The sequence below is a fragment of the Rhodococcus sp. NPDC004095 genome, assembly GCF_053604015.1.
In genome coordinates this window covers 257,044-278,123 of the sequence record NZ_JBSGGS010000008.1, presented here as the reverse complement: position 1 = coordinate 278,123, position 21,080 = coordinate 257,044, and the positions used below count along the sequence as shown (strand labels likewise).

Genomic DNA, 21,080 nt, shown 5'->3' with positions numbered 1-21,080 from the left:
AGATTCCGCTGAATCGGAATCCGCTCGACAAGAAGGAGGACGGCGTGCGCCGATCCGATCTGCACCCCGACGTCGAGGCGATGCTCGCCGGCCTGGAGGCCGGGTTCCCCGACGTGACGCAGTACCCCGCCGCCGAGCTTCGGCAGGTCATCGTCTCGCGGCGCGCGCCGCTGACCCGGACCCCGGACATGCGGGTCGCGCAGGATGTGGTGATCGACGGACCGGGTGGCGATCTGGCGCTGCGGGTGTACGTCCCGCACGGCGACACCGCATCCCCGCGCCCGGTGATCGTGTTCGCCCACGGCGGCGGCTTCGTGTTCTGCGATCTCGACAGCCACGACGAGTTCTGCCGGTCGATGGCCGAGGCCGTCGACGCCGTCGTCGTGTCGGTGGACTACCGGCTGGCGCCGGAGCATCCGGCGCCGGCGGCGATGGAGGACGTGTACGCGGCGGTGTGCTGGACCGTGGCGAACGCCGCGTCCTACGGGGGCGATCCGGCGCGCGTCGCGGTCGCGGGTGACAGTGCGGGAGGCAATCTTTCGGCGGCGGTGTCGGTGGCGGCGCGGGAGCGCGGCGGCCCGTCGATCGCGGCGCAGATCCTGCTGTACCCGGTGATCGGGGACGACTTCGAGACGGAGTCCTACCAGCGGTACGGCGTCGGCTACTACAACACCACGAAGGCGATGCGCTGGTACTGGGAGCAGTACGCGCCGCACAGCCGGGACAGCGAACTCGTCGTCCCGAGTCGTGCTACGACACTGACGGGGCTGCCACCGGCGTTGGTGGCCACCGCGGAGCTGGACCCGCCGTGCACGGAGGGCGAGGCGTACGCCGAGCGGCTCGCCGCGGACGGCGTTCCGGTGATCGCGCACCGCTTCGACGGCCTGTTCCACGGATTTCTCACCTTCCCGCAGCTGTCGCTGACCGGGCCGGCGAGGCAGGAGCTGTGGCAGCTGATCCGCCGGATCCTCGACCCCGGCTTCGGTGCGTCGAACGCCGAGGAATCGCACGCGCACGCCACGACACGACACTGACGATTCGGGGTGCGAACCCCAACACGCGCAGACACGACAGGGAACACATGACACAACGATTGACGGGCCGCACCGCACTGGTGACGGGAAGCAGCCGGGGGATCGGGCGGGCGATCGCACAGCGTCTGGCGGCGGAGGGCGCCACGGTGGTGGTCACCGCGCGCTCGACGACGCCGTCGCGGTCGGTTCGGGAGGGTCGCGAGCACGTGCTCGAGGGCACCCTCGCCGAGACCGTGGAGCTGATCGAGCGCGCCGGAGGTCGGGCCGTGGCGATCGCGGCGGACCTGGAGGATCCGGTGCAGCGTGCCGGACTGGTCGATGCCGCGGTCGACGCCGTCGGAGGCGTCGACATCCTCGTCAACAATGCCGGTTTCGCCGACTACTCATCGATCGAGTCGATGGGGGAGGACACCTTCGACCGTACTGTCGAGCACTACCTGAAGGTTCCGTTCCTGTTGTCGCAGGCGGTGATTCCCCGTATGCGCAAGGCGGGCGCCGGCTGGATCGTGAACATCGGCTCCTCCACCGGACTCCCGCCGATCCGACCGTTCCGCGAGTACAACAAGACGTCCGGCGACGTGATCTACGCGTCCGCGAAGGCGGCGCTGCACCGATTCACGCAGGGACTGGCGGCGGAGGTTCAGGACGACAACATCGCCGTCAACGTGGTGGGGCCTTCGACGGCGATCATGACGCCCGGTGCGGCGTCGTTGCTGCCGGAGGGCTACGAGGCCGAACCGGTGGAGTACCTCGCGCAGACCGTGCTGGAGATGTGCACCCTGCCCGCGGCGGAGCGCACCGGACTGGTCGCGTTCAGCCTGCACTTCCCGTGGTCGCAGGGCATCGCGGTGACCAGTCTGGACGGCGGGCGTGAACTTCCGCGCCTCGAGCCGCCAGCGTGGGCGAACCCGAACATCGCGGCGGACGGATTGGGGGCGTGACGGTGCAGGTGGGTGCGGCGCGGGAACGCTTCTCCCACGGGGTCGCGGTGGTGACGGGGGCGGCGGCCGGGATCGGTGAGGGCATTGCACGGCATCTCGCGTCACTGGGGATGACGGTGGTGGTCGCGGACGTCGACACCGAGCGGGCAGGGACGGTGGCCGACGACATCGTGGCAGGGGGCGGTCGCGCCGAGCCGTACACCGTCGATGTCGCCGACCCGGAGTCCGTCGAGGCGATGGCGGCGGCCGTGTTCGACTCGCACGGCAGCGTCGAACTGCTCGTGAACAATGCGGGCGTGGAGACCGCCGGCCTGCTGTGGGAGATCGACCGGGAGCGGTGGCGCCGGCTGATGCAGATCAACGTCGACGGCGTCTTCCACTGCCTGCGGTCCTTCGTCCCGCGGATGATCGCGACGGGGACGCCGTCGTGCATCGCGAACCTGTCGTCGGTGGGCGGGCTGAACTCGGTCGCCGTCCAGTCGCCGTACATCGTCAGCAAGCACGCGGTGCTGGCGATGACCGAGTGCCTGCACCAGGACCTGTCGATCGTCGGCGCACCCATCCAGGTCAGTGCGGTCATCCCGCATTCGATTCGCAGCGAGATCTTCCTGTCGGCGCAGCGTGAGGCGCCGACGGCCAACGCCACCGCGAACGCGGTGTTCGCCGCGATGCAGCGCGACAACGTCGAGAGGGGGCTCGATCCGCTCGTCGCAGCGGAGCACATGATCGAGCAGATCGCCCGGGGGGAGTTCTGGATCCACTCGGACGACGAGCTGTGCATCGCCGCCGTCCACCGCCGTGGCCGGCAACTCTTGGAGCTGAACCCGCCCGATGATCCGCACGCCATGCTCACCCGTATGGGGGTGACGGTCGACGGGTCGCGGTGAGGGTGCGTGTTCGCCGAGACGGCGGGCGGCGTGCGCCCGAGATCGTGGCCGGCACGGAACTCCCTGGAGGTGCGGCGCGTCAGTTCTGTATCTGATCGTCCGGCGGGTCCAGGTGGGCACGCTGGCCGTCGCGGTCGAGGATCGACAGCACCTCCGCGGGAGCGTCGTAGGCGGTGATGCCGTGCGGCGTCATCGTGGAGAACTGGGCCGCCTGGCCCGCCTCGACGCGGATCGTGCGTTCGCCGAGCTGGAGCCGCACGGTTCCGGACAACACGGTGAACCACTCGAGGCCCGGATGGATGCCGAGCTTGTCGGCGGGCACCGGGGTCTCGTCGGTGATGCGCAACTTGGCCACGGTCACCCCAGGCAGGCTGCCCTCGCGGGACAGCAGCCACGTCGTGACACCGCGACGTTGCTGCGGTTCGGGCCGGATCACGACGTCGGCGTCGTCGGGCGACTCGACCAGTTCGTCCAGGGTGGTGTCGAGCGCGCGCGCGATGGGCACCAGCTGGTCGAGAGCGATCCGGCGGTGTCCGGTCTCGATGCGGCTCAGCGTGGACGGGCTCATGTGGCAGCGGGCGGCGAGGGCGTCCAGTGACCAGCCGCGGGCCAGCCGCAGGCTGCGGATGCGACGGCGGACCACGTCCTCCAGGACCACTTCTTGCGTCATAGGCAAGATTGTATGCCCCAAGCGCATGAAGGGGTTAGCGTGGCGTCATGGCTCAGCACGCACACACCCATCATCCCGACGGTCACGGTCACGGTCACGGTCACGGGCATGGCCACGGCCACGACCAGACCGGGCTCGCGGACATGCTCGACCTCGACGCCGAGGTGCACGGCCCGCTTCTCGACGAGCTCACCGGGTGGGTGGCCGGACATGCACCGACGGAGGTTCGCACCGTTGCCGACATCGGAGCGGGCACAGGCACCGGCACGCTGGCCTTGGCGCGGCGGTTCCCGGACGCCGACCTGGTCGGGATCGACCGCTCGGCCGTGATGCTCGACCGCGTGCGTGCGGCGGCGCAGGCGCAGGATCTGGACGGACGGGTGCGGCTCGTACGGGCCGATCTCGACGTCGAGTGGCCGGCCGTCGACTCGGTCGACGTCGCGTGGGCGGCGCTGGCGCTGCACGAGGTCGCCGACCCGGACCGTCTGCTCGGCGACGTCCACGGCGCACTGAATCCCGGCGGCGTGCTTGCGGTCGTCGAGATGGACGGGTTCCCCCGGTTCCTGCCCGACGAGATCGGGTTCGGCAGGCCCGGACTGGAGGCCCGCTGTCACGAGGCCCTCCTCGGTGCGGGCTGGAACACCCACCCGGACTGGCGTGAGCACCTCGTTCGGGCCGGGTTCGAGGTCGCCGACCAGCGCACCTTCCCCGTGCGGCACCCCGCGACCGAGAACACGGGCCGCTACGCGCAGACCTTCCTGGGGCGGGCGCGTGACTTCCTCGCCGACCGGATCGACGCCGACGATCTCGCGGCCCTCGACCGGCTGCTCGGTGACGGTCCCGACGCCGTCACGAGGCGCGGCGACCTCGTCGTCGGTGGCAGCCGCACCGCGTGGGCGGCCCGCCGGCCCGCCGATCGGTGACGGCCGTACGGTTGTTCGGAGGTCGCCGGACCCGACGACCGGACCGGCACGCGACGAAGGAGTAAGCGCCCCATGACATCCGCCCGTCCCCGACACTCCCGCGCCGTCGACCGTGAGGTGGTGCGCTGGCGCAACGGTCAGGGCACCACGCAGGTCGTCGCGGAAACCGATCTGTGGCGGGTGAGCATCGCGGACGAGCCGACGAGGTCCACGTTCTCGGTCATCGAGGGCTACGACCGGCTGCTGATGCCGACCGGATCGGTGACGATGGAGATGAGTGGACCGCCGTACGAGACGTCCGGGGAGGTGCAGTCGCAGGGCGAGGTGCACCGGGTGGCGCCGCCCAGGCAGGTGTTCGCGTTTCCGGGCGAGTGGGCCCCGAGTTGCCGGGCGGCCGACCGCACCCGGGCACTGAACGTGATGGGCCGGCGGGGCCGCGTCGAGATGTCACTGCGGATCGTCGACGTGACCGCACGGGTGGACGTCGATGCGGTGCGGATCTACGTCGATCTCGACACCGAGGACGCGGTGATCGTGTCGCCCGGCGACGACACGACGCCCGACTGGGCCGGCGAGTGCGCGGTGGTCTCGATCCGGACTAGGTGAGGATGATCAGCTCCGTCGGGGAGGCGATCTCGACCGTCAGGCCCGCCTTGGCGGCGACCCGGGCGACGCCCTTCACATCGGACGGCTCCGCTCGCGAGACGACGAGGGCGCGCGCCAGCAAGCCCTTGTGATGCTTGTTGAAGTGGCTTACGACCGACCTGCTGCCGTCCGGCTTCTCGGTGAGGACGGTCGCGGTCACCGCCCCGGAGAGCGGGCCGAGCTGCTGGTAGGTGCCGGAGCGGAGGTCCACCACCAGTCCCTCGTCCTCCGCTTCGAGCGCCGGGGTCAGCTCCGGCTTCCACAGCGACTGCAACGTGCCCATCCCGGGCAGCTTCGATCCGCCGGACAGGCGGTACGCGGGGATCGCGTCGCCGGCCCGCACCACACCGAACAGCGCCGACCCGATCGCCAGCCGGGACAGTGCCTTCGCCTTCTGTGCGCGGGTGAACGACTTCGCGTCGAGCGCGTCGAACAGCACCCCGGTGTAGCGCTCGAGTGCGGGACGGGTGGGGGAGGTCCACAAGGCGGCGTTGCGGGCGACCTCGTCGGCCTGGCCGGCGCTGAGGCCCAGCGCCCGGCTGGACGCCTCGACGTCCGCGGCCAACTCGACGAGCGTGTCGACGAGCATCTCGCGGGTCGCGGTCAGCTTCGGAAGCGAGAGTTCCCCGAGATCGAGCGGGGCGCCCTTGCCGCCGTCGGACTTGGTCTCGGATGGGGGCAGCAGTACCAGCACGGGCGGTAACGGTACCGGGCCGCGGACCCGGGCCGGAGGGCCGACTGTCCTGGTACGCCGGTGTGCCGACTATCCTGGTATCCCGTGATCACCCGCCTGTCTCAGCTGTTCCTGCGTACGCTCCGCGACGACCCGGCCGACGCCGAGGTTCCGAGCCACAAGCTGCTCGTTCGTGCCGGCTACGTCCGCCGCATCGCGCCGGGCGTCTACTCGTGGCTGCCGCTGGGCCTGCGGGTGCTGCGCGAGGTCGAGCGCGTTGTCCGTGAGGAGATGGATGCCATTGGCGCCCAGGAGATCTCGCTACCGGCGCTGCTGCCGCGCGACCCCTACGAGACGTCGAACCGGTGGACCGAGTACGGCCAGGGTCTGTTCCGGTTGCAGGACCGCAAGGGCAACGACTACCTCCTCGGTCCCACCCACGAGGAGATGTTCGCGCTCACCGTCAAGGGCGAATACAACTCCTACAAGGACTTCCCGGTCACGCTCTACCAGGTGCAGACCAAGTACCGCGACGAGGAGCGGCCGCGGGCCGGCATCCTGCGCGGCCGCGAGTTCATCATGAAGGACTCGTACTCCTTCGACCTGACCGACGAGGGCCTGGCCACGTCCTACCGCGCGCACCGCGACGCGTACGAGCGCATCCTGCAGCGGCTGGCTGTCAAGTACGTCATCGTCTCCGCGACGTCCGGCGCCATGGGTGGCAGCGCGTCCGAGGAGTTCCTGGCCGAGTCCGAGGTCGGCGAGGACACGTTTGTCCGCTGCCTCGAGTCCGGATACGCGGCGAACGTCGAGGCCGTGACCACGCCGGCGCCCGCGCCGATCCCGTTCGACGGGCTGCCGGCCGCGGTCGTCCACGACACCCCCGACGCCCCGACCATCGCCACGCTCGTGCACTGGGCGAACTCGGCCGGCGTCACGGTCGCCGAAGGTCGTCCGGTTGCCGCCGCCGACACCCTGAAGAACATCGTCGTCAAGACGCGGCGCCCGGGCGGGGAGTGGGAACTGCTCGGCATCGGCCTCCCGGGTGACCGCGAGGTGGACGACAAGCGGCTCGAGGCATCCCTCGAGCCTGCCGAGGTCGAGCTCCTCACGGAGGCCGACTTCGCCGCGAACCCGTTCCTCGTGAAGGGTTACATCGGTCCGAAGGCGCTGCTGGACAACGGTGTTCGCTACCTCGTCGACCCGCGCGTCGCCGACGGCACGTCCTGGATCACCGGGGCCGACGAGCAGGGCAAGCACGTCGTCGGACTGGTCGCCGGCCGCGATTTCACCCCTGACGGCACCATCGAGGCCGCCGAGGTCCGCGACGGCGACCCGTCCCCGGACGGCGCGGGCAAGCTGGTCTCCGCCCGCGGCATCGAGGTCGGGCACGTCTTCCAGCTCGGCCGCAAGTACACCGACGCGTTCGAGGTGAACGTCCTCGGCGAGAACGGCAAGCCCGTTCGCCCGACGATGGGCTCGTACGGCATCGGCGTCTCCCGCCTCGTCGCCGTGATCGCCGAGCAGCAGCACGACGACAAGGGCCTGCGCTGGCCCGCCGAGGTGTCCCCGGCGAACGTGCACCTGGTGATCGCCAACAAGGACGACGCCGCCCGCGAGGGCGCCGAGGCGCTCGCCGCGCAGCTCGACAAGGCCGGCCTGTCGGTGATCCTCGACGACCGCAAGGCCTCGCCCGGCGTGAAGTTCAAGGACTCGGAGCTGCTCGGCGTCCCGCTGATCGTGGTCGTCGGCCGCGGCTACGCCGACGGCAACGTCGAACTGCGGGACCGCTTCACCGGCGAGGCGCGGGAGGTGCCCGCCGACACCGCGCTCGACGAGGTCCTGGCCATCGTCCGGGGCTAGTAGCAGCCGAGCAGGGACCGGGGCCCCGACGCGCAGGCGTCGGGGCCCCGTCGTCACTTCCGGGGGTGCGATCGGCGTCAGACGCCGATCCGCCAGCTCGCGGTGAAGCCGCTCGCCAGATCTCCGGTCACGGTGGCGAGGTTGTCGGCGACGCCGTCGCCCTCCTTCACGAAGACCTGGTCGGTGGCATTGGTGGTCGGGTTGGTGCCCGGGTATCCGGTGCTGTGGTTGACCAGTCCGTTGGTGGTCTCGTCGAAGGCGGCCTGGGTGGTCTTCTTCACAGTGTTGCCGTCCTTGTGCACCTTGAAGTGGATGTGCGTGGTGCGGCCCGAGTACCAGCCCGGGTAGACGGTGTCGAAGGTGACCGCGCCCTGCGCGTCGGTGATCTGGAAGCCGCGCAGGTAGGTGGTGCCGGTGCCGTTGTATCCGCCCGGCTGGCCGGCATATTCGGAGTAGTGGCCGGACGGATCGCAGTGCCAGATCTCGACCGTGTACCCCTCGAGCGGGGCGCATTCGGTGGACGCGTCGGTGACGATCACGGTCATCGCCAGTGGCACGGCCGCCGGGTACAGGCCCTCGGTGATGTCGCGCCGGTAGTACTTCTCGTCGGCCATCATGCCCACCTTGTCGGGGTAAGGGCCCGCGGTCGTGTCGTCGGCCGCGCCGCAACCGGAGCCGTCGTCCGGGGTGGTCGTGGTGGTGTCGTCCGACCCGGAGGTGAGGTCGGACGAGCCGGACCCGAACAGGTCCAGCAGATTGCTGCTCGCGGCGGTGGTGCCGGCGACGGCGAGGAACTTGAGCGCGGAACGGCGATCGAGTGGGGACACGAACTCTCCTGACGGCGGGACCGGTCGTGTGGACCGGCGCGGGCGGACCGGTGGCCGCCCGTGGGCGACATCTCCGGTGAATCGCCACGGACGCTAGCCGCCGGCGATCCGGTCCCGCCGGGGATTCTCCATGGGAGTTTGCTGTCAGTTCGGATCTGTGTTCTCGCTGGTCAACGCCTGTGAATCGGCTGCGAGTGGGGCGATTCGGTGCTCGTACGAGGCCCGATCGGAGGTCACGTCCAGGAACACCCGGTCGAGTCCGAACCAGCGGCGCATCACCTTGGCGGCGGGCCGCGGGAACAGTTGCCACAGCGCGCTTCCGGTGGAAAGCCGGCCCGGGACCACGGCGTGCCTGCCGCCGCGGCGCAGGACCCGTAGGACGGTCGCGGCGACCTGTTCCGGCGGTATGGGACGAGTCAGCGGGCCCGGCGTGGTGCCCGCGATCAATTCGGTGTTCGTGAACGAGGGCAGCACGGTCGAGACCCGCACCCCGCGGTCGGCGAGTTCGGCGTCGAGGGCCTCGCCGAATCCGACCACCGCGAACTTGGTTCCGGTGTAGACGGCCATCCCGGGCGCGGGCATGCGGCCTGCGATGGACGCCACGTTCACGATCCGGCCACCGCCGCGGGTGACCATGCGGCGGGCGGCGGCGCGGGCGCCGTTGATCACGCCGAGGACGTTGATGTCGATCGCGCGGCGGATCAGCGCGTCGTCCTGGTCGAGCACCGGACCGATCGGCATGATGCCGGCGTTGTTCACCCACACGGTGATCGGTCCGAGAGCCGACTCCACCTCGTCGGCGAACGCCGCGACGGAGCCGGGATCGGTGACGTCGAGCCGGTGTCCGTGCACCCCGAGTTCCGCGCAGGTCGCCTCCAGTCGCGCCGTGTCGACATCGCCGACGGCCACCTTCGCCCCCGCGTCGCGCAGCGCGATCGCGATGGTCCGGCCGATGCCGCGGGCACCGCCCGTGACGACCGCCACCCGGCCGGTCGGATCGATTCCCCTCATGCGCGCTGCTCCTTCCGGTCGGTCCTCGCATCGGTGTCGGCACCGGCGTCGAGATCGTCGAGGGTGCGCCGCAGCACCTTTCCCGACGATCCCCGGGACAGGGTGTCGACGAAGACGACGTCTCGCGGCATCCGGGACCGCGGTAGATGTGCGGTCACGTGGGCCCGCACCGCCTCCTCGTCGAGGTCGCCGGTTCCGGGCTGCGTCGCGCCGCGCACGACGTAGGCGCGCAGGCGTTGCCCGAACTCCGCGTCGTCGACCGGCGTGACGGCGGCGTCGTCGATGCCGGGGTGCGTGAGCAGGACGAGCTCGACCTCCTCCGGATAGACGTTCTCGCCGCCCGACACGATCATCGAGTCGGAGCGACCGGACACGTGCAACCGCCCGAGCGGATCGAGGTGGCCGCGGTCGCCGGTGTCGAGGAAACCGTCGGTGTCGCTGCGGCTGGTGCCGTCGGTGTACGCCTCGATCTGGGCGGGTGTGCGCACCAGGATCCGGCCCTCGGTGCCTGCGGTTTCGGACCTGCCGCGGGCGTCGACGATGCGCACCACCGTGCCCAGCGTCGGCCGACCCGCGCAGTTCGGGGCGTCCGCGAGATCCCGGGGCGTCGCGATGCTGATGTAGGCGGCCTCCGTCGACCCGTACAGGTTGTGCAGCACCGGCCCGAACACCTCGGTCGCCTGGGTGACCAGCGCGCCTTCCAGCCGCGCGCCGCCACTGGCAACGATGCGCAGGCTCGACAGGTCCGCGACCCGGACCTGCTCGCCGAGGTCGAGTACCCGCCGGATCATCGTCGGCACCGCGATGAACGCGGCGCACCGCTGCCGTGTGAGGTCGGCAAGTGCCCGAGACGCATCGAAGCGGCGGTGCAGGATCAGCGTCGATCCGAGCATCAGGGTGAGGACCGCGACGAGTAGCCCCCACCCGTGGAACACGGGTGCCGACAACAGGACTCGCTCGCCTCCGCGCAGTGGTATCCGTTCGAGCAGGCCTGCGGTGAGCATCAGGGTGCGCGGTTCGGCGCGGGGTGCGCCCTTCGGCGTTCCACTGGAACCGCTGGTGAGGATCACCAGTGATGCCGCGTGCTTCGGCCGCGGCGGCGGCGTCGCGGACTGCGGTTCGAGCAAGAGGGCCAGCGCGTCCGGGGGGATCTCGCCGTCGTACCAGGCACACCACCGGTGGCCGTCGAAATCGGCAACGGCACCGGCGAACTCCTGGTCGTAGACGATCGCGTCGAGACGCTCCCTGGCGGCGACCACCTCCACCTGCGCGGGCCCGAAGTCTGCGCCGAGCAGGACCACCCGGGCGCCCGCCGCGGACGCCGCGCACAGCGTCACCAGCGCATCCGCATGATTGCGGCAGAGGATCCCGATGCTCTGCTGGGTGTCGTCCACCGGCAGTGTGGCGCGCAGCGCGTTGGCGAGCCGATGGGTGCGGGAGGCGAACTCGTCGAACGTCAGGGCACCGCGGTCGTCGACGAACGCGACCGCGCCGCGGTGCACCGCCGCGCAGTAGGCGGGGAGGCCGCCGAACGGGCCGAGGCGGGCCACGGCCCTGACGCCGGCGGCCAGCGCGCGCGGCCTGCCGGACACCATTCCGGCCCGCCACAGGATACGGGCGGCGACGGCTTCGTTGCGGACTCGGGTTCGCAGGGCGTGAGCGTTCATCGTCGTCCTCGGAGTCGTTGCGGAAAGCCGTCTTTCGCGGGCAGGGCCAGTTTCATGCGGCTGGTCGCGTTCATGACGTGCAGCAGTCCGGCGCGCAACCGGTCGGGGTAGGCGGTGGGGACGCGCTGGGTGGTGACGGTCTGCGGCTCGGTGTAGCGGACGATGCCCTCGCGGCCGTGCCTGCGCCCGACGCCACTGGTCCGCATGCCGCCCATCGGCGCATCGAGCGCAGCGATCGCGGACAGGTAGCCGTCGTTGACGTTGACCGCTCCCGCGATGATCCGCGCAGCGAGTTCGCGGCCGCGCCGCACGTCCTTCGTCCAGACACTCGCGCTCAACCCGTACTCGCCCTCGTTGGCGAGCCGGACCGCCTCCTCGTCCGACGTGACGCGGTACACCGACACCACGGGGCCGAAGGTCTCCTCGGCGTACACGCTCATGTCGGCGGTGACGTCGGTCAGCACCGTCGGGTCGTGGAACAGTGGCCCGACGTCCGGGCGGGGGCGCCCGCCGGTGACCACCGTCGCGCCCTTGGCGACTGCGTCCTCGACGTGCGCGGCGGTGGCCGCGAGTTGACGTCCGGACGTCAGCGACCCCATGTCGACGGCATACGTGTAGCCCGATCCGAGCCGAAGCCTGCGGGTGCGGTCGACGAGGGCCTCCACGAACTGCCCGTAGACCCGCTCGTGGACGTAGATCCGTTCGATGCCGATGCACATCTGGCCCGCATTGGAGAAGCATGCCTGGACCGCGCCGGTCGCCGCGGCGCCGATGTCGGCGTCGGCGCACACGATCATCGGGTTCTTCCCCCCGAGTTCGAGCGACGCCCCGATCAGCCGGTCGGCGCACTGCCGCGCGATGGCGCGCCCGGTCGCGGTGGACCCGGTGAAGCACAGGTGGTCGACGGCGCCGATCAGCGCGGAACCGATCTCGGCTCCCGGTCCCGCGACCACCTGCCAGACCCGTGGCGGCAGACCGGATTCGACCGCGAGCTTGCGTGCAAGCAGCAGTGTCCACGGGGCCTGGGAATCGGCCTTGCTCAGCACGGCGTTCCCGGCGACGAGCGCCGGGATCACGTCGCCGACGGCGAGGAAGAGCGGATAGTTCCACGGCGCGATCACCCCGACCAGGCCCTTGGGCCGGAACCCGACCCGGGCGGCCACGACCCCGGGAACGGCGGTGCTCGCCCGCCTGCCCCGCAGGTGCTGGGCACCGGTGCGGCCGTAATACGTGGCCACCGAGATCACGCCCTGCACCTCGACCGCGGCGTGCACCCGCGCCTTGCCCGTCTCCCACTGCATCAGGTCGCAGAGCAGGTCGTGATGGTCGATCAGGGCCCGCGCGTAACGGCGGACGACTCGCTCGCGGTCTCGGATCGGGGTGTCCGCCCACGCGGTCTGGGCTTCGCGCGCGGACCGTGCCGCGTCGGCCACCGCGGCCGGATCGGCCTGGGGCACACCGGGCAGCGGTTCGCCGGTGAACGGGGCGTTCGCCCGGCGCAGTGGACCGGTGTGGGGGAGTTGAGCGCGCAGCGTGCGGATCAGGGCCGCATCGACCGCGCGGGGATGATCGGCGGCGGGTGGGTCACCGATGTCGGGTGAGCTGACGGATGTCACGTGTTGTTGTCTCCTCGCTCGGAGGGATGGGGGACGGCCCGGCCGCCGAGGGGTGGGGTGACGGCTCGGCCGCCGAGGGGACGGGCTGCGTAACAGTGTGGGGCGGCCGGGGTGCCGGTGTGCCTGTGTGGTCAGCGGTGACGGCGTCGGACGCCGGTCACCACACCAGGCGGACCAGGTAGCGCTCGGCGTACTGCCGAACCGCTTCCTGATTCGAGATGTCCAGCTGGCCTTGAGGATTCAGCATCAGGGACACCGCGATCCGGACGAGGATCTCGGAGACCGCGGTCAGATCCTCGTCCGACATCGTCACCCCGCTGCGGCGCAGGGTGACGGCGACCTGCGCGGCGGCCTGGGTGATCGGCGCGCCATCGGTTCGGTTGGTCAGTCCGAGGATCAGTTCCGGTTCGCTCTCGAGGATCCGCGCGACCAGCGGCATCTCCTGGGCGAGCCGGACACCACGGGTGAAGCACTCCACGACGGCGCTGCGCGGGTCGCGGTTCGCCGCCACCCGGTCCAGTTCCGCGAAGAACGCCGCGGTGTCGTGGAGAACGAGCGTCTCGACCAGTGTGTCCTTGTTCGGGAACCGGCGATAGAGGGTGCTGCGGGAGATGCCGGCCCGGCGGGCGATGTCGTCCATGTTGGTGCGCCGGATTCCGTACCGCTCGAACTCGTCCCGCGCGGCGTCGAGCATCGCCATCTCCGGCGACGCGGACCGCGCGGTGGGTTCGACTGGTGTGGGCATCGGGGTGAGCATATCGGTCGCCGCCTTCCGGCACCGTGGGCGATCCTGGTGCGCCTCGCACGTCGGTACTCGCCTACAGTGCGCGAAGGCGCACCGGCAGGCGGTCCTTCGGTACCGGCAGGGTGGAGTTGTCGAGTTCCCAGCGATAGTCCTCCGGTACCGACCACTCGTACCTGAGCAGCATGTTGTGCATGATCGTCTTGATCTCCATCTGAGCGAAGTACAGACCGATGCACTTGTGCACCCCGCCACCGAAGGGCATCCAGGCGTAGCGGTGCACCTTGTCCTCGGCGCGTTCCTTGGTGAAACGGTCGGGGTCGAAGCGCTCGGGGTCGTTCCACAGCGCGGGATTGTGGTGGTTGACCATGCCGATCGCCGAGACGTAGGTGCCCTCGGGGATGTGGTGTCCGCAGATCTCGGTGTCCTTGATCGCTCGCCGGGGCAGGCCGGGGACCGGGGAGTTCAGCCGCAGCGACTCCTTCATGATCCGGTCCAGGACGGTGAACTCGTCGAGGGTGTCGTAGGAGATCTCGGGGGGCAGGTTCCGCGATTGTTCGCGGGCCTTCTCCTGCCACTCGGGGTGCCGGGCCATGTAGTACGCCATCGTGGTCAGGGTGATGGTCGACGTGTCGTGCGCGGCCATCAGCACGAAGATCATGTGGTTGACCACGTCTTCGTCGGTGAAGGTGTGGCCCTCCTCGTCCTGGGCGTGACACAGCACGGAGAACAGGTCGGGGGTCGCCGTGGCGCGCTTGGCGGGCAGGTGCTCGTAGAAGAAGGCCTCGAGCAGCTTGCGGCCGGCCAGACCGCGCGCCCAGCGCGTGCCGGGGATGTTCTTGCGGATGATCGACAGACCGGCACCGACGCAGTCGACGAACGCCTTGTTGATCCGGTCGGCCTCGGCCCGCGGCAGGTCCAAGCCGAGGAAGATCTCCAGCGCCAGGTCGAGAGTGATCTGTTTGAACTCGTCGAGCAGTCGCACGTCGTCACCGAGTGGCAGGTGGGCGACCCGCTCCGCGAGCATCGGCTGCATGTCCTGCAGGTAGCCCTTGAGATGGGTGTTGCTGAAGGCCTGCTGCATGATTCGCCGGTGGTGACGGTGCTCCTCGAAGTCCATCAGCATGATGCCGCGGCGGAAGAAGGGGCCGATCAGGAATCCCCACGCCGGCTCGTTGGCGAAGGCCTTGTCGCGGTTCATCGCGACGGCCTCGCTGCCGTCGGCGTCGAGGGGGATCACGAACTTGAGGCCGAACGAATTGATGTAGGTGATGTCGCCGTACGCGGCGCGGCGCTTGGCGACCATGTTGATCGGGTCCCGGAAGAACCGGAGCACCTCGATCACGCCCGGGTCGCCGGTTCCGTGAATCGGTTTGAGGCCACTACCCGCCGGAACGGTGGCCAACTGCTTGCGACGCATGGGAACTCCTGAAGGTCGTTCGAAGGTGGTCAGGCCGCGGTGTTGTGCAGGCGTCGCGGATCGACGCCGACGCGCCGCCAGGCGTCGCGGGCCCACGGCAGGTACAGCGCCCCGACGGGGAGCCGGTTGAACACCGGGTTCAGTGCCCGCATGACGCGCGCGAACCTTTGAAAGCGCTTCTCCTTCTTGGCGTCCCATTCGAGGCGGCACACCTCGCGCATCTGTGGGGGCACGGTGCCGACGACGACGGTCCGGGTGAAGGCGTTCAGCGGTGCGGACAGCACCTTCCAGATCGGCGTGGGGATCTGTCGGGGGCCGGGGATACCCTTCCGGATGTACCCGGTCGCGTAGACGATCGTCTTGGTCGGCACGAACCGGTCCAGCATTCCGTCCCAGTACTCGACGAACTCGGCATAGGTCTGCGGCTGGCCGCGGTCGCTGACCCCGTACAGCCGGTACCAGGCCTTGCTCTCCTCGAAGATCTGTTCCTTCTCGGCCTCGGACAGGCGACGAATGAACGTGTCGGTGACGTACAGGACCTGGTCGACGAATGTCGCGTGCGCCCAGTAGAACAACTCGGGGTTCAGCGCGTGGTAGCGCGATCCGTCGGCGATCGTGCCCTTGATGGGCTTGTGGAAGTCGCGGACCGTCCGGCCCCACGCGTGCGGGTCCGCGCTGTAGACGGTCTTCATGATCGGTGGTGCGCTGCGCTTCGCCCGGCCGATCGTGTCGGCGAAGATCACCGAGTGGTCCTCGACGGCCTTGCCGAGCTGTTCGATGCAGTTCTCGGTGCCCGCGAGCCGCTGGAACCCGAGCAGACCGCGCACGTCGCCGTAGAACTTCCACACCAGTGAGTCCGGACCGAGTGGCACCACCAGGTCGGCGGTGTCGTCGTCGACCGGCATCGGCAGTGCCTCGCGGATGCCCTCGTCGAATCCGGGCCGTACCGGCTCGCCGGTCGCGGTGTCGCCGACGGACTCGTGGGTTGACGTCATGCGAACTCCTGTCGCCGGGGACATCGAAGGATCGGGAATGGAAGGAGCGAGACGTTGGAACAAATCTGTGTCTGTGTGTCACACGGTAGCAACGTGGCCCCGCTCACACAAGGGGTTCGGGCATGCAAGTCCGGCCCGACCGGTCACTGCTCGGTCGGGCCGGACTGTTCGTCGAGAGTTTAGGGCGTGGGCTGGTCGCTCGGCGGCAACCATGTACGGGCGGCGGTCACCAACGCGGTCACGCCGATCGGCAGAGTCGGCTCGATGACCGGGGCGTAGTGGGGTGAGTGGTTGGACGGCAGGGTGAGCAGCGCGGGGTCCGTCATGTCTCCCGTGGTGAACAGGGACGGATCCGCCCCGCCGAGCAGCCAGTAGGACAGCGGCGCCCCGGAACTGGTCGCGAGGATGCCGACGTCCTCGCTGCCTGCTCCCGCGCCCGGATCGAGAATGTTGTCCTGGCCGAGCCATGTGGCGAACGCGTCGAGGCTCTTCTTCAATGCCTCCGGGGTGTTCGTGACGACCGGAAACCGTTCGATTTCCGTTATCGTCGGCTCCTCCGGTGCTCCGGCGGTCTCCGCTTCACCGCGAACGATGCGCTCGACACTGTCGAGGATGCGGCGTCGCACGGTGGTGTCGTAGCTGCGAATGTTCAACTGGATCTCGGCGTGACCGGGAATCACGTTGGCGGCGTCACCTGCGTGGATCGACCCGACGGTGAGCACGGCCGTCGCGGTGCTCGGGACCTCGCGGGAAATGATGGTCTGCAGGCGCAGCACCGTTGCCGACGCCAGCACGATGGGATCGACCGAGGCCTCCGGCATCGACCCGTGTGCACCCTTGCCGACGAGCCGCACACGCAGTGAATCCGACCCCGCGTAGGACGCGCCCGGATGCCCGGCGATCTTCCCTGCGGGCAGGGGTGCCACGTGCTGACCGAGCACGACGTCGGGCTTGGGGAACCTGTCGAACAATCCGTCGTCGACCATCGCTTGCGCGCCCGCACCCAGCTCTTCGGCCGGCTGGAACACGAGCAGCAGTGTGCCGTTCCAGCGGGACCGGTCGGCGGCGAGGATCTGCGCCGCGCCGAGCAGGCACGTGGTGTGCAGGTCGTGGCCGCACGCATGGGCGACCGGGACCGTGCCGCCGTGCCCGTCGGTGACCGTCACGGTGCTGGCGTAGTCGAGTCCGGTGTCCTCTCGGATGGGCAGCGCATCCATGTCCGCCCGCAGCAGCGCGGTCGGGCCCGCGCCGTTCTTCAGGACACCGACCACCCCGGTCTTCCCGATTCCGGTGGTGACCTCGAATCCTGCAGCCGTCAGTCGCTCGGCGACGAGGGCGGCGGTGCGGTGTTCCTGGAATCCGAGTTCGGGATGTCGGTGCAGGTCCTTGTACAGGTCGGCGAGCGCCGGATCGATCACGATGTCGCTGGGTGCTGTCATGGTTTTCCCTTCGACGAAGGTCATCTGCTGGGCAGGTGACCCGATTTCGGGTTTCCATGTGCCTTGTGTCCGCCGCCTCGAACGGCGCGCACGTGGGTGCCATTCTTTCATTTCTCATCCGAGCGGGCGCGTTGAGTCGGCGGGTGCGCGAGGCGCACCGAACGCGCGCGCTCCCGGTTGCCCGGTGGCCCGAAGTGGGTCCCCAATCAAGTTACTGGCTGGTAATTTGAGCTGGGACTCCGACGAAAGGCCGAGCCGTGACCGAGCTGCTGTTCAACCCGAAAACCTACGACCCGCAGGAATTCGATCCGGAGACCCGGCGACTTCTGCGCGCGACGATCGACTGGTTCGAGAACCGCGGCAAGGAGCGACTGCTCGCCGACGACCTCGAGGCGGTATGGGTCGCGGACTTTCTCGAGTTCGTGAAGGACGAGAAGCTGTTCGCCACCTTCCAGACCCCTGCCGAGTTCGGCGGCGACGACCCGAACCGGCGCTGGGACGCGGCCCGCAACGCGGCGCTGAGTGAGATCCTCGGGTTCTACGGCCTGGCGTACTGGTACGCCTGGCAGGTCACCATCCTCGGCCTCGGGCCGATCTGGATGAGCGAGAACGACAAGGCCCGCCAGCGTGCCGCCGACGAACTGTCCGCGGGCGGCGTGATGGCCTTCGGCCTGTCCGAGCGCGCGCACGGCGCCGACGTGTACTCCACCGACATGCTTCTCACCCCGGTCGCCGGGGACGACGCGTCGGGTGATGGAGGGATCGCGTTCCGGGCGACGGGGGACAAGTACTACATCGGCAACGGCAACGTGGCCGGCATGGTCTCGGTGTTCGGCCGACGCACCGACATCGACGGCCCCGAGGGCTACGTCTTCTTCGTCGCGGACAGTCGACACCCGAACTACCAGCTGATCGACAACGTCATCCACGGCCAGATGTACGTCAGCACCTTCCGGCTCGAGGACTACCCGGTCCGTGAGGAGGACATCCTGCACACCGGGGTGCAGGCGTTCGAGGCCGCGCTCAACACCGTCAACGTCGGCAAGTTCAATCTGTGTACCGGCTCGATCGGCATCAGCGAGCATGCCTTCTACGAAGCGATCACCCACGCGCACAACCGGATCCTCTACGGGAACCCGGTCACCGACTTCACCCATGTGCGCGCCGCGTTCGTGGACGCATACAGCCGACTCGTCGCGATGAAGCAGTTCAGTGCCCGTGCGGTGGACTACTTCCGCAGCGCCGGCTCGGGCGACCGCCGCTACCTGCTCTTCAACCCGATGACCAAGGCCAAGGTCACCTCCGAGGGCGAGCGGGTGATCGCGCTGCTGCACGACGTCATCGCCGCCAAGGGCTACGAGAAGAACACCTACTTCCGCGAGGCCGTCGAGGTGATCGGCACCCTCCCCAAGCTCGAGGGCACCGTCCACGTGAACGTCGGACTGATCCTCAAGTTCATGCCGAACTACCTGTTCGCCCCGGCGGAGTACCCGGAGATCGGCACCCGGCTCGACGCCGCCGACGACGAGTTCTTCTGGCACCAGGGCCCCACCCGGGGTGCGGCCAAGGTGCAGTTCCACGACTGGGTTCCGGTCTACGAGCGGCACGCCGACCTCCCCAACGTGGCGCTGTTCCTCGAGCAGGCGCGGGCCCTGCAGGAGCTGCTCACCACCGCGGGCCCGGACGCCGCGCAGCAGAAGGATCTGGACTTCCTGCTCAACGTCGGTCACCTGTTCTCGCTGGTCGTCTACGGCCAGCTGATCCTCGAACAGGCCGAGCTCACCGGCCTCGACCGCGATCTGCTCGACCAGATCTTCGACTTCCAGGTCCGCGACTTCTCCGCGTATGCCGTGGCACTGCACGGCAAGCCCTCCTCGACGCAGGCCCAGCAGGCGTGGGCGCTGGGGGTGATCCGCAAGCCGGTGGTCGACGGCCAGCGGTTCGCGAGGGTCTGGGACCAGGTGGTGGCCTACGATGGCGCCTACGAGATGACGCCGTAGCGTCGGCTGGGGGGAACACGATGAAACTTGTTCGTGCGGTGGTGGTGTCGGCAGTCGTTGCGGCATCGATGACGGGCGGCACCGCCGCGGCGTCGACCGGCTCGTCGGCCGACCCGGCAGGGATCTCGCCCACGTACACGCTCGGCGGAGGGGCGCTCGGGTGCGTCGGGACCGTGGATGCGCACTACGATCCGAACGCCCTCTTCTACGGGCAGAACCCGACGATCTGGGTGCGACCGGAGTTCACCTTCGTCCCTGGCCTGTTCCAGAACCCGTACTGCGGCGTCGAGGCCACACTGCGCTGGAAGAACCTGGACACCGGCGCGAGCGGAGTCTTCCCGGGGCCGCCGGTCCCGCTCGGCGACGACACACCGCTGTCGCCGACGGACGGCCCGTGGGTGCCGATGACCGCACCCACCGGGGCCGGACGGATCGAGGTCCAGATCGACACCAATTTCCCGCACGTTCCGGGTCGCGGCACCATCGTCGTCGGCTAGCCATTCGCCACGCCGGTGGGAGATGGCGACCCCTGACGTGCGGGGGCTCTGATCCCGGTTGAGGGCGTGACGCCCGGTGGTGATTCCGCCGGCCGTCGCGCCCTTTCCCGTGTGACGCGGCCGCCGTCGCAGAAGGCTTCGGGTGCGCAGGAACGTGTGTCATGGCGACGGCAGTGATCGGGTGGAGATGGCTGGTCTGCCGCTGTGAGGACTCGGTGAACGAGTTCCAGATTGTTGATCGACACCGGTCGACTGGACACCTTGATAAACAGGTGTCCAGCAAATAGTGTCGGGGACGAGCGACGAGTTGTTCGTCACAGTGCGAGGAGGCTTTGGTGGAGTTTGGCATCACGCTGTTCACGAGCGACCGCGGTATCACCCCCGCGGCCGCGGCGCGGGCGGTGGAACGGTTCGGATTCGATTCGTTCTACGTCCCCGAGCACACGCACATCCCCGTCCGGCGCGACGCCGCGCACCCGCAGACCGGCGACGAATCGCTGCCCGACGACCGGTACATGCGCACCCTGGACCCGTGGGTCTCGCTCGGGACCGCCGCGTCGGTGACCGAGCGGATCCGGCTCGGCACCGCCGTCGCGTTGCCCGTCGAACACGACCCGATCACCCTGGCGAAGACCATCGCCTCCCTCGACCACCTGTCCGGTGGCCGCGTCACCCTCGGCGTCGGCTACGGCTGGAACCTCGACGAACTCACCGACCACGGTGTCCCGACCGGCAAGCGCCGCACCATGCTGCGCGAGTACCTCGAAGGCATGCAGGCGCTGTGGTCGCAGGAGGAGGCGTCCTACGAGGGCGAGTTCCTCAGCTTCGGTCCGAGCTGGGCGTGGCCGAAAACCATTCAGCAGCCGAGGGTTCCGATCATCGTCGGGGCGGCGGGCAACGAGAAGAACTTCAAGTGGATCGCCCGGTCCGCGGACGGCTGGATGACCACCCCGATCGAGCAGGACATCGACGACAACGTCCTGCTCCTGCGCAAGACGTGGGAGGCCGCGGGCCGGGAGGGTTCGCCGCGGATCGTCGTCCTCGACCGCAAGCCGGTCCCCGAAACACTCTCGCGTTGGGAAGACCTCGGGGTCGACGAGGTGGTGTACGGGATGCCGGACGCCGACGAAGCGACCGTCGTCGCGTACCTCGAGAAGCTGGCGGGCAAGCTCGACCGCTCGCCCGCTGCGAACTGAGCGGGGTCGAACACGCTGCGCCCGGACGGGTTTC

General features: G+C 69.4%; 19 protein-coding genes. 9 read left to right on the top strand and 10 right to left on the bottom strand.

Going from position 1 to position 21,080, the window contains the following annotated elements:
- Positions 1-80: 80 nt before the first annotated feature.
- From ACWEPG_RS17850 to ACWEPG_RS17840, 3 genes are read left to right on the top strand one after another with little or no spacing between them, the layout of a single operon-like run.
- Positions 81-1,034: an alpha/beta hydrolase gene (locus ACWEPG_RS17850; RefSeq protein WP_452594925.1), complete on the top strand. Its 954-nt coding sequence runs from the start codon at positions 81-83 to the stop codon at positions 1,032-1,034.
- A 47-nt stretch (positions 1,035-1,081) separates the two neighbouring features.
- Complete coding sequence (locus ACWEPG_RS17845; RefSeq protein WP_452594896.1) at positions 1,082-1,975, top strand: SDR family NAD(P)-dependent oxidoreductase; 894 nt, start codon at positions 1,082-1,084, stop codon at positions 1,973-1,975.
- Positions 1,972-2,862 (top strand): SDR family NAD(P)-dependent oxidoreductase, encoded by an 891-nt coding sequence (locus ACWEPG_RS17840; RefSeq protein ID WP_452594895.1) that lies wholly within the window; start codon positions 1,972-1,974, stop codon positions 2,860-2,862. Before ACWEPG_RS17845 ends, ACWEPG_RS17840 begins: the two co-directional genes overlap by 4 nt.
- Before the next feature lie 79 nt (positions 2,863-2,941).
- Here ACWEPG_RS17840 and ACWEPG_RS17835 read toward each other — a convergent pair whose 3' ends face one another.
- On the bottom strand, positions 2,942-3,532 hold the full coding sequence (locus ACWEPG_RS17835) for a helix-turn-helix domain-containing protein (RefSeq protein ID WP_452594894.1): 591 nt from the start codon (positions 3,530-3,532) through the stop codon (positions 2,942-2,944).
- A gap of 47 nt (positions 3,533-3,579) precedes the next feature.
- Between ACWEPG_RS17835 and ACWEPG_RS17830 the strand changes: the two genes are divergently transcribed.
- Positions 3,580-4,455 carry a class I SAM-dependent methyltransferase gene (locus ACWEPG_RS17830; RefSeq protein ID WP_452594893.1) on the top strand — a complete coding sequence of 292 codons (876 nt, stop codon included), beginning with the start codon at positions 3,580-3,582 and terminating at the stop codon, positions 4,453-4,455.
- A 72-nt stretch (positions 4,456-4,527) separates the two neighbouring features.
- Complete coding sequence (locus ACWEPG_RS17825; RefSeq protein ID WP_452594892.1) at positions 4,528-5,061, top strand: HutD family protein; 534 nt, start codon at positions 4,528-4,530, stop codon at positions 5,059-5,061.
- Here ACWEPG_RS17825 and yaaA read toward each other — a convergent pair.
- Positions 5,054-5,794, bottom strand: coding sequence for a peroxide stress protein YaaA (yaaA, locus tag ACWEPG_RS17820; RefSeq protein WP_452594891.1), 741 nt, complete (start codon positions 5,792-5,794; stop codon positions 5,054-5,056). The genes ACWEPG_RS17825 and yaaA overlap by 8 nt on opposite strands.
- Before the next feature lie 84 nt (positions 5,795-5,878).
- Here yaaA and ACWEPG_RS17815 point away from each other — a divergent pair, with 84 nt between their 5' ends.
- On the top strand, positions 5,879-7,636 hold the full coding sequence (locus ACWEPG_RS17815) for a proline--tRNA ligase (RefSeq protein ID WP_450116457.1): 1,758 nt from the start codon (positions 5,879-5,881) through the stop codon (positions 7,634-7,636).
- Between the two features lie 77 nt (positions 7,637-7,713).
- On the opposite strand, the gene ACWEPG_RS17810 is transcribed toward ACWEPG_RS17815, so the two are convergent.
- The 8 genes from ACWEPG_RS17810 to ACWEPG_RS17775 form a co-directional block, all read right to left on the bottom strand.
- On the bottom strand, positions 7,714-8,463 hold the full coding sequence (locus tag ACWEPG_RS17810) for a dioxygenase family protein (protein ID WP_450116458.1): 750 nt from the start codon (positions 8,461-8,463) through the stop codon (positions 7,714-7,716).
- 144 nt (positions 8,464-8,607) lie between these two features.
- Positions 8,608-9,474 (bottom strand): SDR family oxidoreductase, encoded by an 867-nt coding sequence (locus ACWEPG_RS17805; protein ID WP_452594890.1) that lies wholly within the window; start codon positions 9,472-9,474, stop codon positions 8,608-8,610.
- Positions 9,471-11,141, bottom strand: coding sequence for an AMP-binding protein (locus ACWEPG_RS17800; RefSeq protein ID WP_452594889.1), 1,671 nt, complete (start codon positions 11,139-11,141; stop codon positions 9,471-9,473). The genes ACWEPG_RS17805 and ACWEPG_RS17800 overlap by 4 nt, the downstream gene beginning before the upstream one ends.
- Positions 11,138-12,757, bottom strand: coding sequence for a succinic semialdehyde dehydrogenase (locus tag ACWEPG_RS17795; RefSeq protein WP_452594888.1), 1,620 nt, complete (start codon positions 12,755-12,757; stop codon positions 11,138-11,140). Before ACWEPG_RS17795 ends, ACWEPG_RS17800 begins: the two co-directional genes overlap by 4 nt.
- 157 nt (positions 12,758-12,914) lie before the next feature.
- Positions 12,915-13,514: a TetR family transcriptional regulator gene (locus tag ACWEPG_RS17790; protein ID WP_452594887.1), complete on the bottom strand. Its 600-nt coding sequence runs from the start codon at positions 13,512-13,514 to the stop codon at positions 12,915-12,917.
- A gap of 61 nt (positions 13,515-13,575) precedes the next feature.
- On the bottom strand, positions 13,576-14,919 hold the full coding sequence (locus ACWEPG_RS17785; RefSeq protein WP_452594886.1) for a cytochrome P450: 1,344 nt from the start codon (positions 14,917-14,919) through the stop codon (positions 13,576-13,578).
- 29 nt (positions 14,920-14,948) lie between these two features.
- Positions 14,949-15,824 carry an oxygenase MpaB family protein gene (locus ACWEPG_RS17780; protein WP_452594924.1) on the bottom strand — a complete coding sequence of 292 codons (876 nt, stop codon included), beginning with the start codon at positions 15,822-15,824 and terminating at the stop codon, positions 14,949-14,951.
- A 269-nt stretch (positions 15,825-16,093) separates the two neighbouring features.
- Positions 16,094-17,353, bottom strand: coding sequence for an amidohydrolase (locus tag ACWEPG_RS17775; protein WP_452594885.1), 1,260 nt, complete (start codon positions 17,351-17,353; stop codon positions 16,094-16,096).
- Positions 17,354-17,610: 257 nt separating this feature from the next.
- On the opposite strand from ACWEPG_RS17775, the gene ACWEPG_RS17770 reads away from it, so the two are divergent.
- The 3 genes from ACWEPG_RS17770 (at position 17,611) to ACWEPG_RS17760 (ending at position 21,046) form a co-directional block, all read left to right on the top strand.
- The gene (locus tag ACWEPG_RS17770; protein WP_452594884.1) at positions 17,611-19,353 is read left to right on the top strand and encodes an acyl-CoA dehydrogenase family protein; all 1,743 of its coding nucleotides are present in this window, start codon (positions 17,611-17,613) and stop codon (positions 19,351-19,353) included.
- Between the two features lie 20 nt (positions 19,354-19,373).
- The gene (locus ACWEPG_RS17765) at positions 19,374-19,850 is read left to right on the top strand and encodes a hypothetical protein (protein ID WP_450116466.1); all 477 of its coding nucleotides are present in this window, start codon (positions 19,374-19,376) and stop codon (positions 19,848-19,850) included.
- A gap of 335 nt (positions 19,851-20,185) precedes the next feature.
- Positions 20,186-21,046: an LLM class F420-dependent oxidoreductase gene (locus tag ACWEPG_RS17760; RefSeq protein ID WP_450116467.1), complete on the top strand. Its 861-nt coding sequence runs from the start codon at positions 20,186-20,188 to the stop codon at positions 21,044-21,046.
- The last annotated feature ends 34 nt before the right edge of the window (positions 21,047-21,080 follow it).

Bases quoted from the DNA above. Each gene is read 5' to 3' on its own strand.
- ACWEPG_RS17780 (WP_452594924.1), bottom strand. From the start codon at position 15,824: ATGCCGGTCGACGACGACACCGCCGACCTGGTGGTGCCACTCGGTCCG.
- ACWEPG_RS17830 (WP_452594893.1), top strand. From the start codon at position 3,580: ATGGCTCAGCACGCACACACCCATCATCCCGACGGTCACGGTCACGGT.
- ACWEPG_RS17790 (WP_452594887.1), bottom strand. From the start codon at position 13,514: ATGCTCACCCCGATGCCCACACCAGTCGAACCCACCGCGCGGTCCGCG.
- ACWEPG_RS17775 (WP_452594885.1), bottom strand. From the start codon at position 17,353: ATGACAGCACCCAGCGACATCGTGATCGATCCGGCGCTCGCCGACCTG.
- ACWEPG_RS17835 (WP_452594894.1), bottom strand. From the start codon at position 3,532: ATGACGCAAGAAGTGGTCCTGGAGGACGTGGTCCGCCGTCGCATCCGC.
- ACWEPG_RS17845 (WP_452594896.1), top strand. From the start codon at position 1,082: ATGACACAACGATTGACGGGCCGCACCGCACTGGTGACGGGAAGCAGC.
- ACWEPG_RS17805 (WP_452594890.1), bottom strand. From the start codon at position 9,474: ATGAGGGGAATCGATCCGACCGGCCGGGTGGCGGTCGTCACGGGCGGT.
- ACWEPG_RS17785 (WP_452594886.1), bottom strand. From the start codon at position 14,919: ATGCGTCGCAAGCAGTTGGCCACCGTTCCGGCGGGTAGTGGCCTCAAA.
- ACWEPG_RS17765 (WP_450116466.1), top strand. From the start codon at position 19,374: ATGAAACTTGTTCGTGCGGTGGTGGTGTCGGCAGTCGTTGCGGCATCG.
- ACWEPG_RS17825 (WP_452594892.1), top strand. From the start codon at position 4,528: ATGACATCCGCCCGTCCCCGACACTCCCGCGCCGTCGACCGTGAGGTG.
- ACWEPG_RS17800 (WP_452594889.1), bottom strand. From the start codon at position 11,141: ATGAACGCTCACGCCCTGCGAACCCGAGTCCGCAACGAAGCCGTCGCC.
- ACWEPG_RS17850 (WP_452594925.1), top strand. From the start codon at position 81: ATGCTCGCCGGCCTGGAGGCCGGGTTCCCCGACGTGACGCAGTACCCC.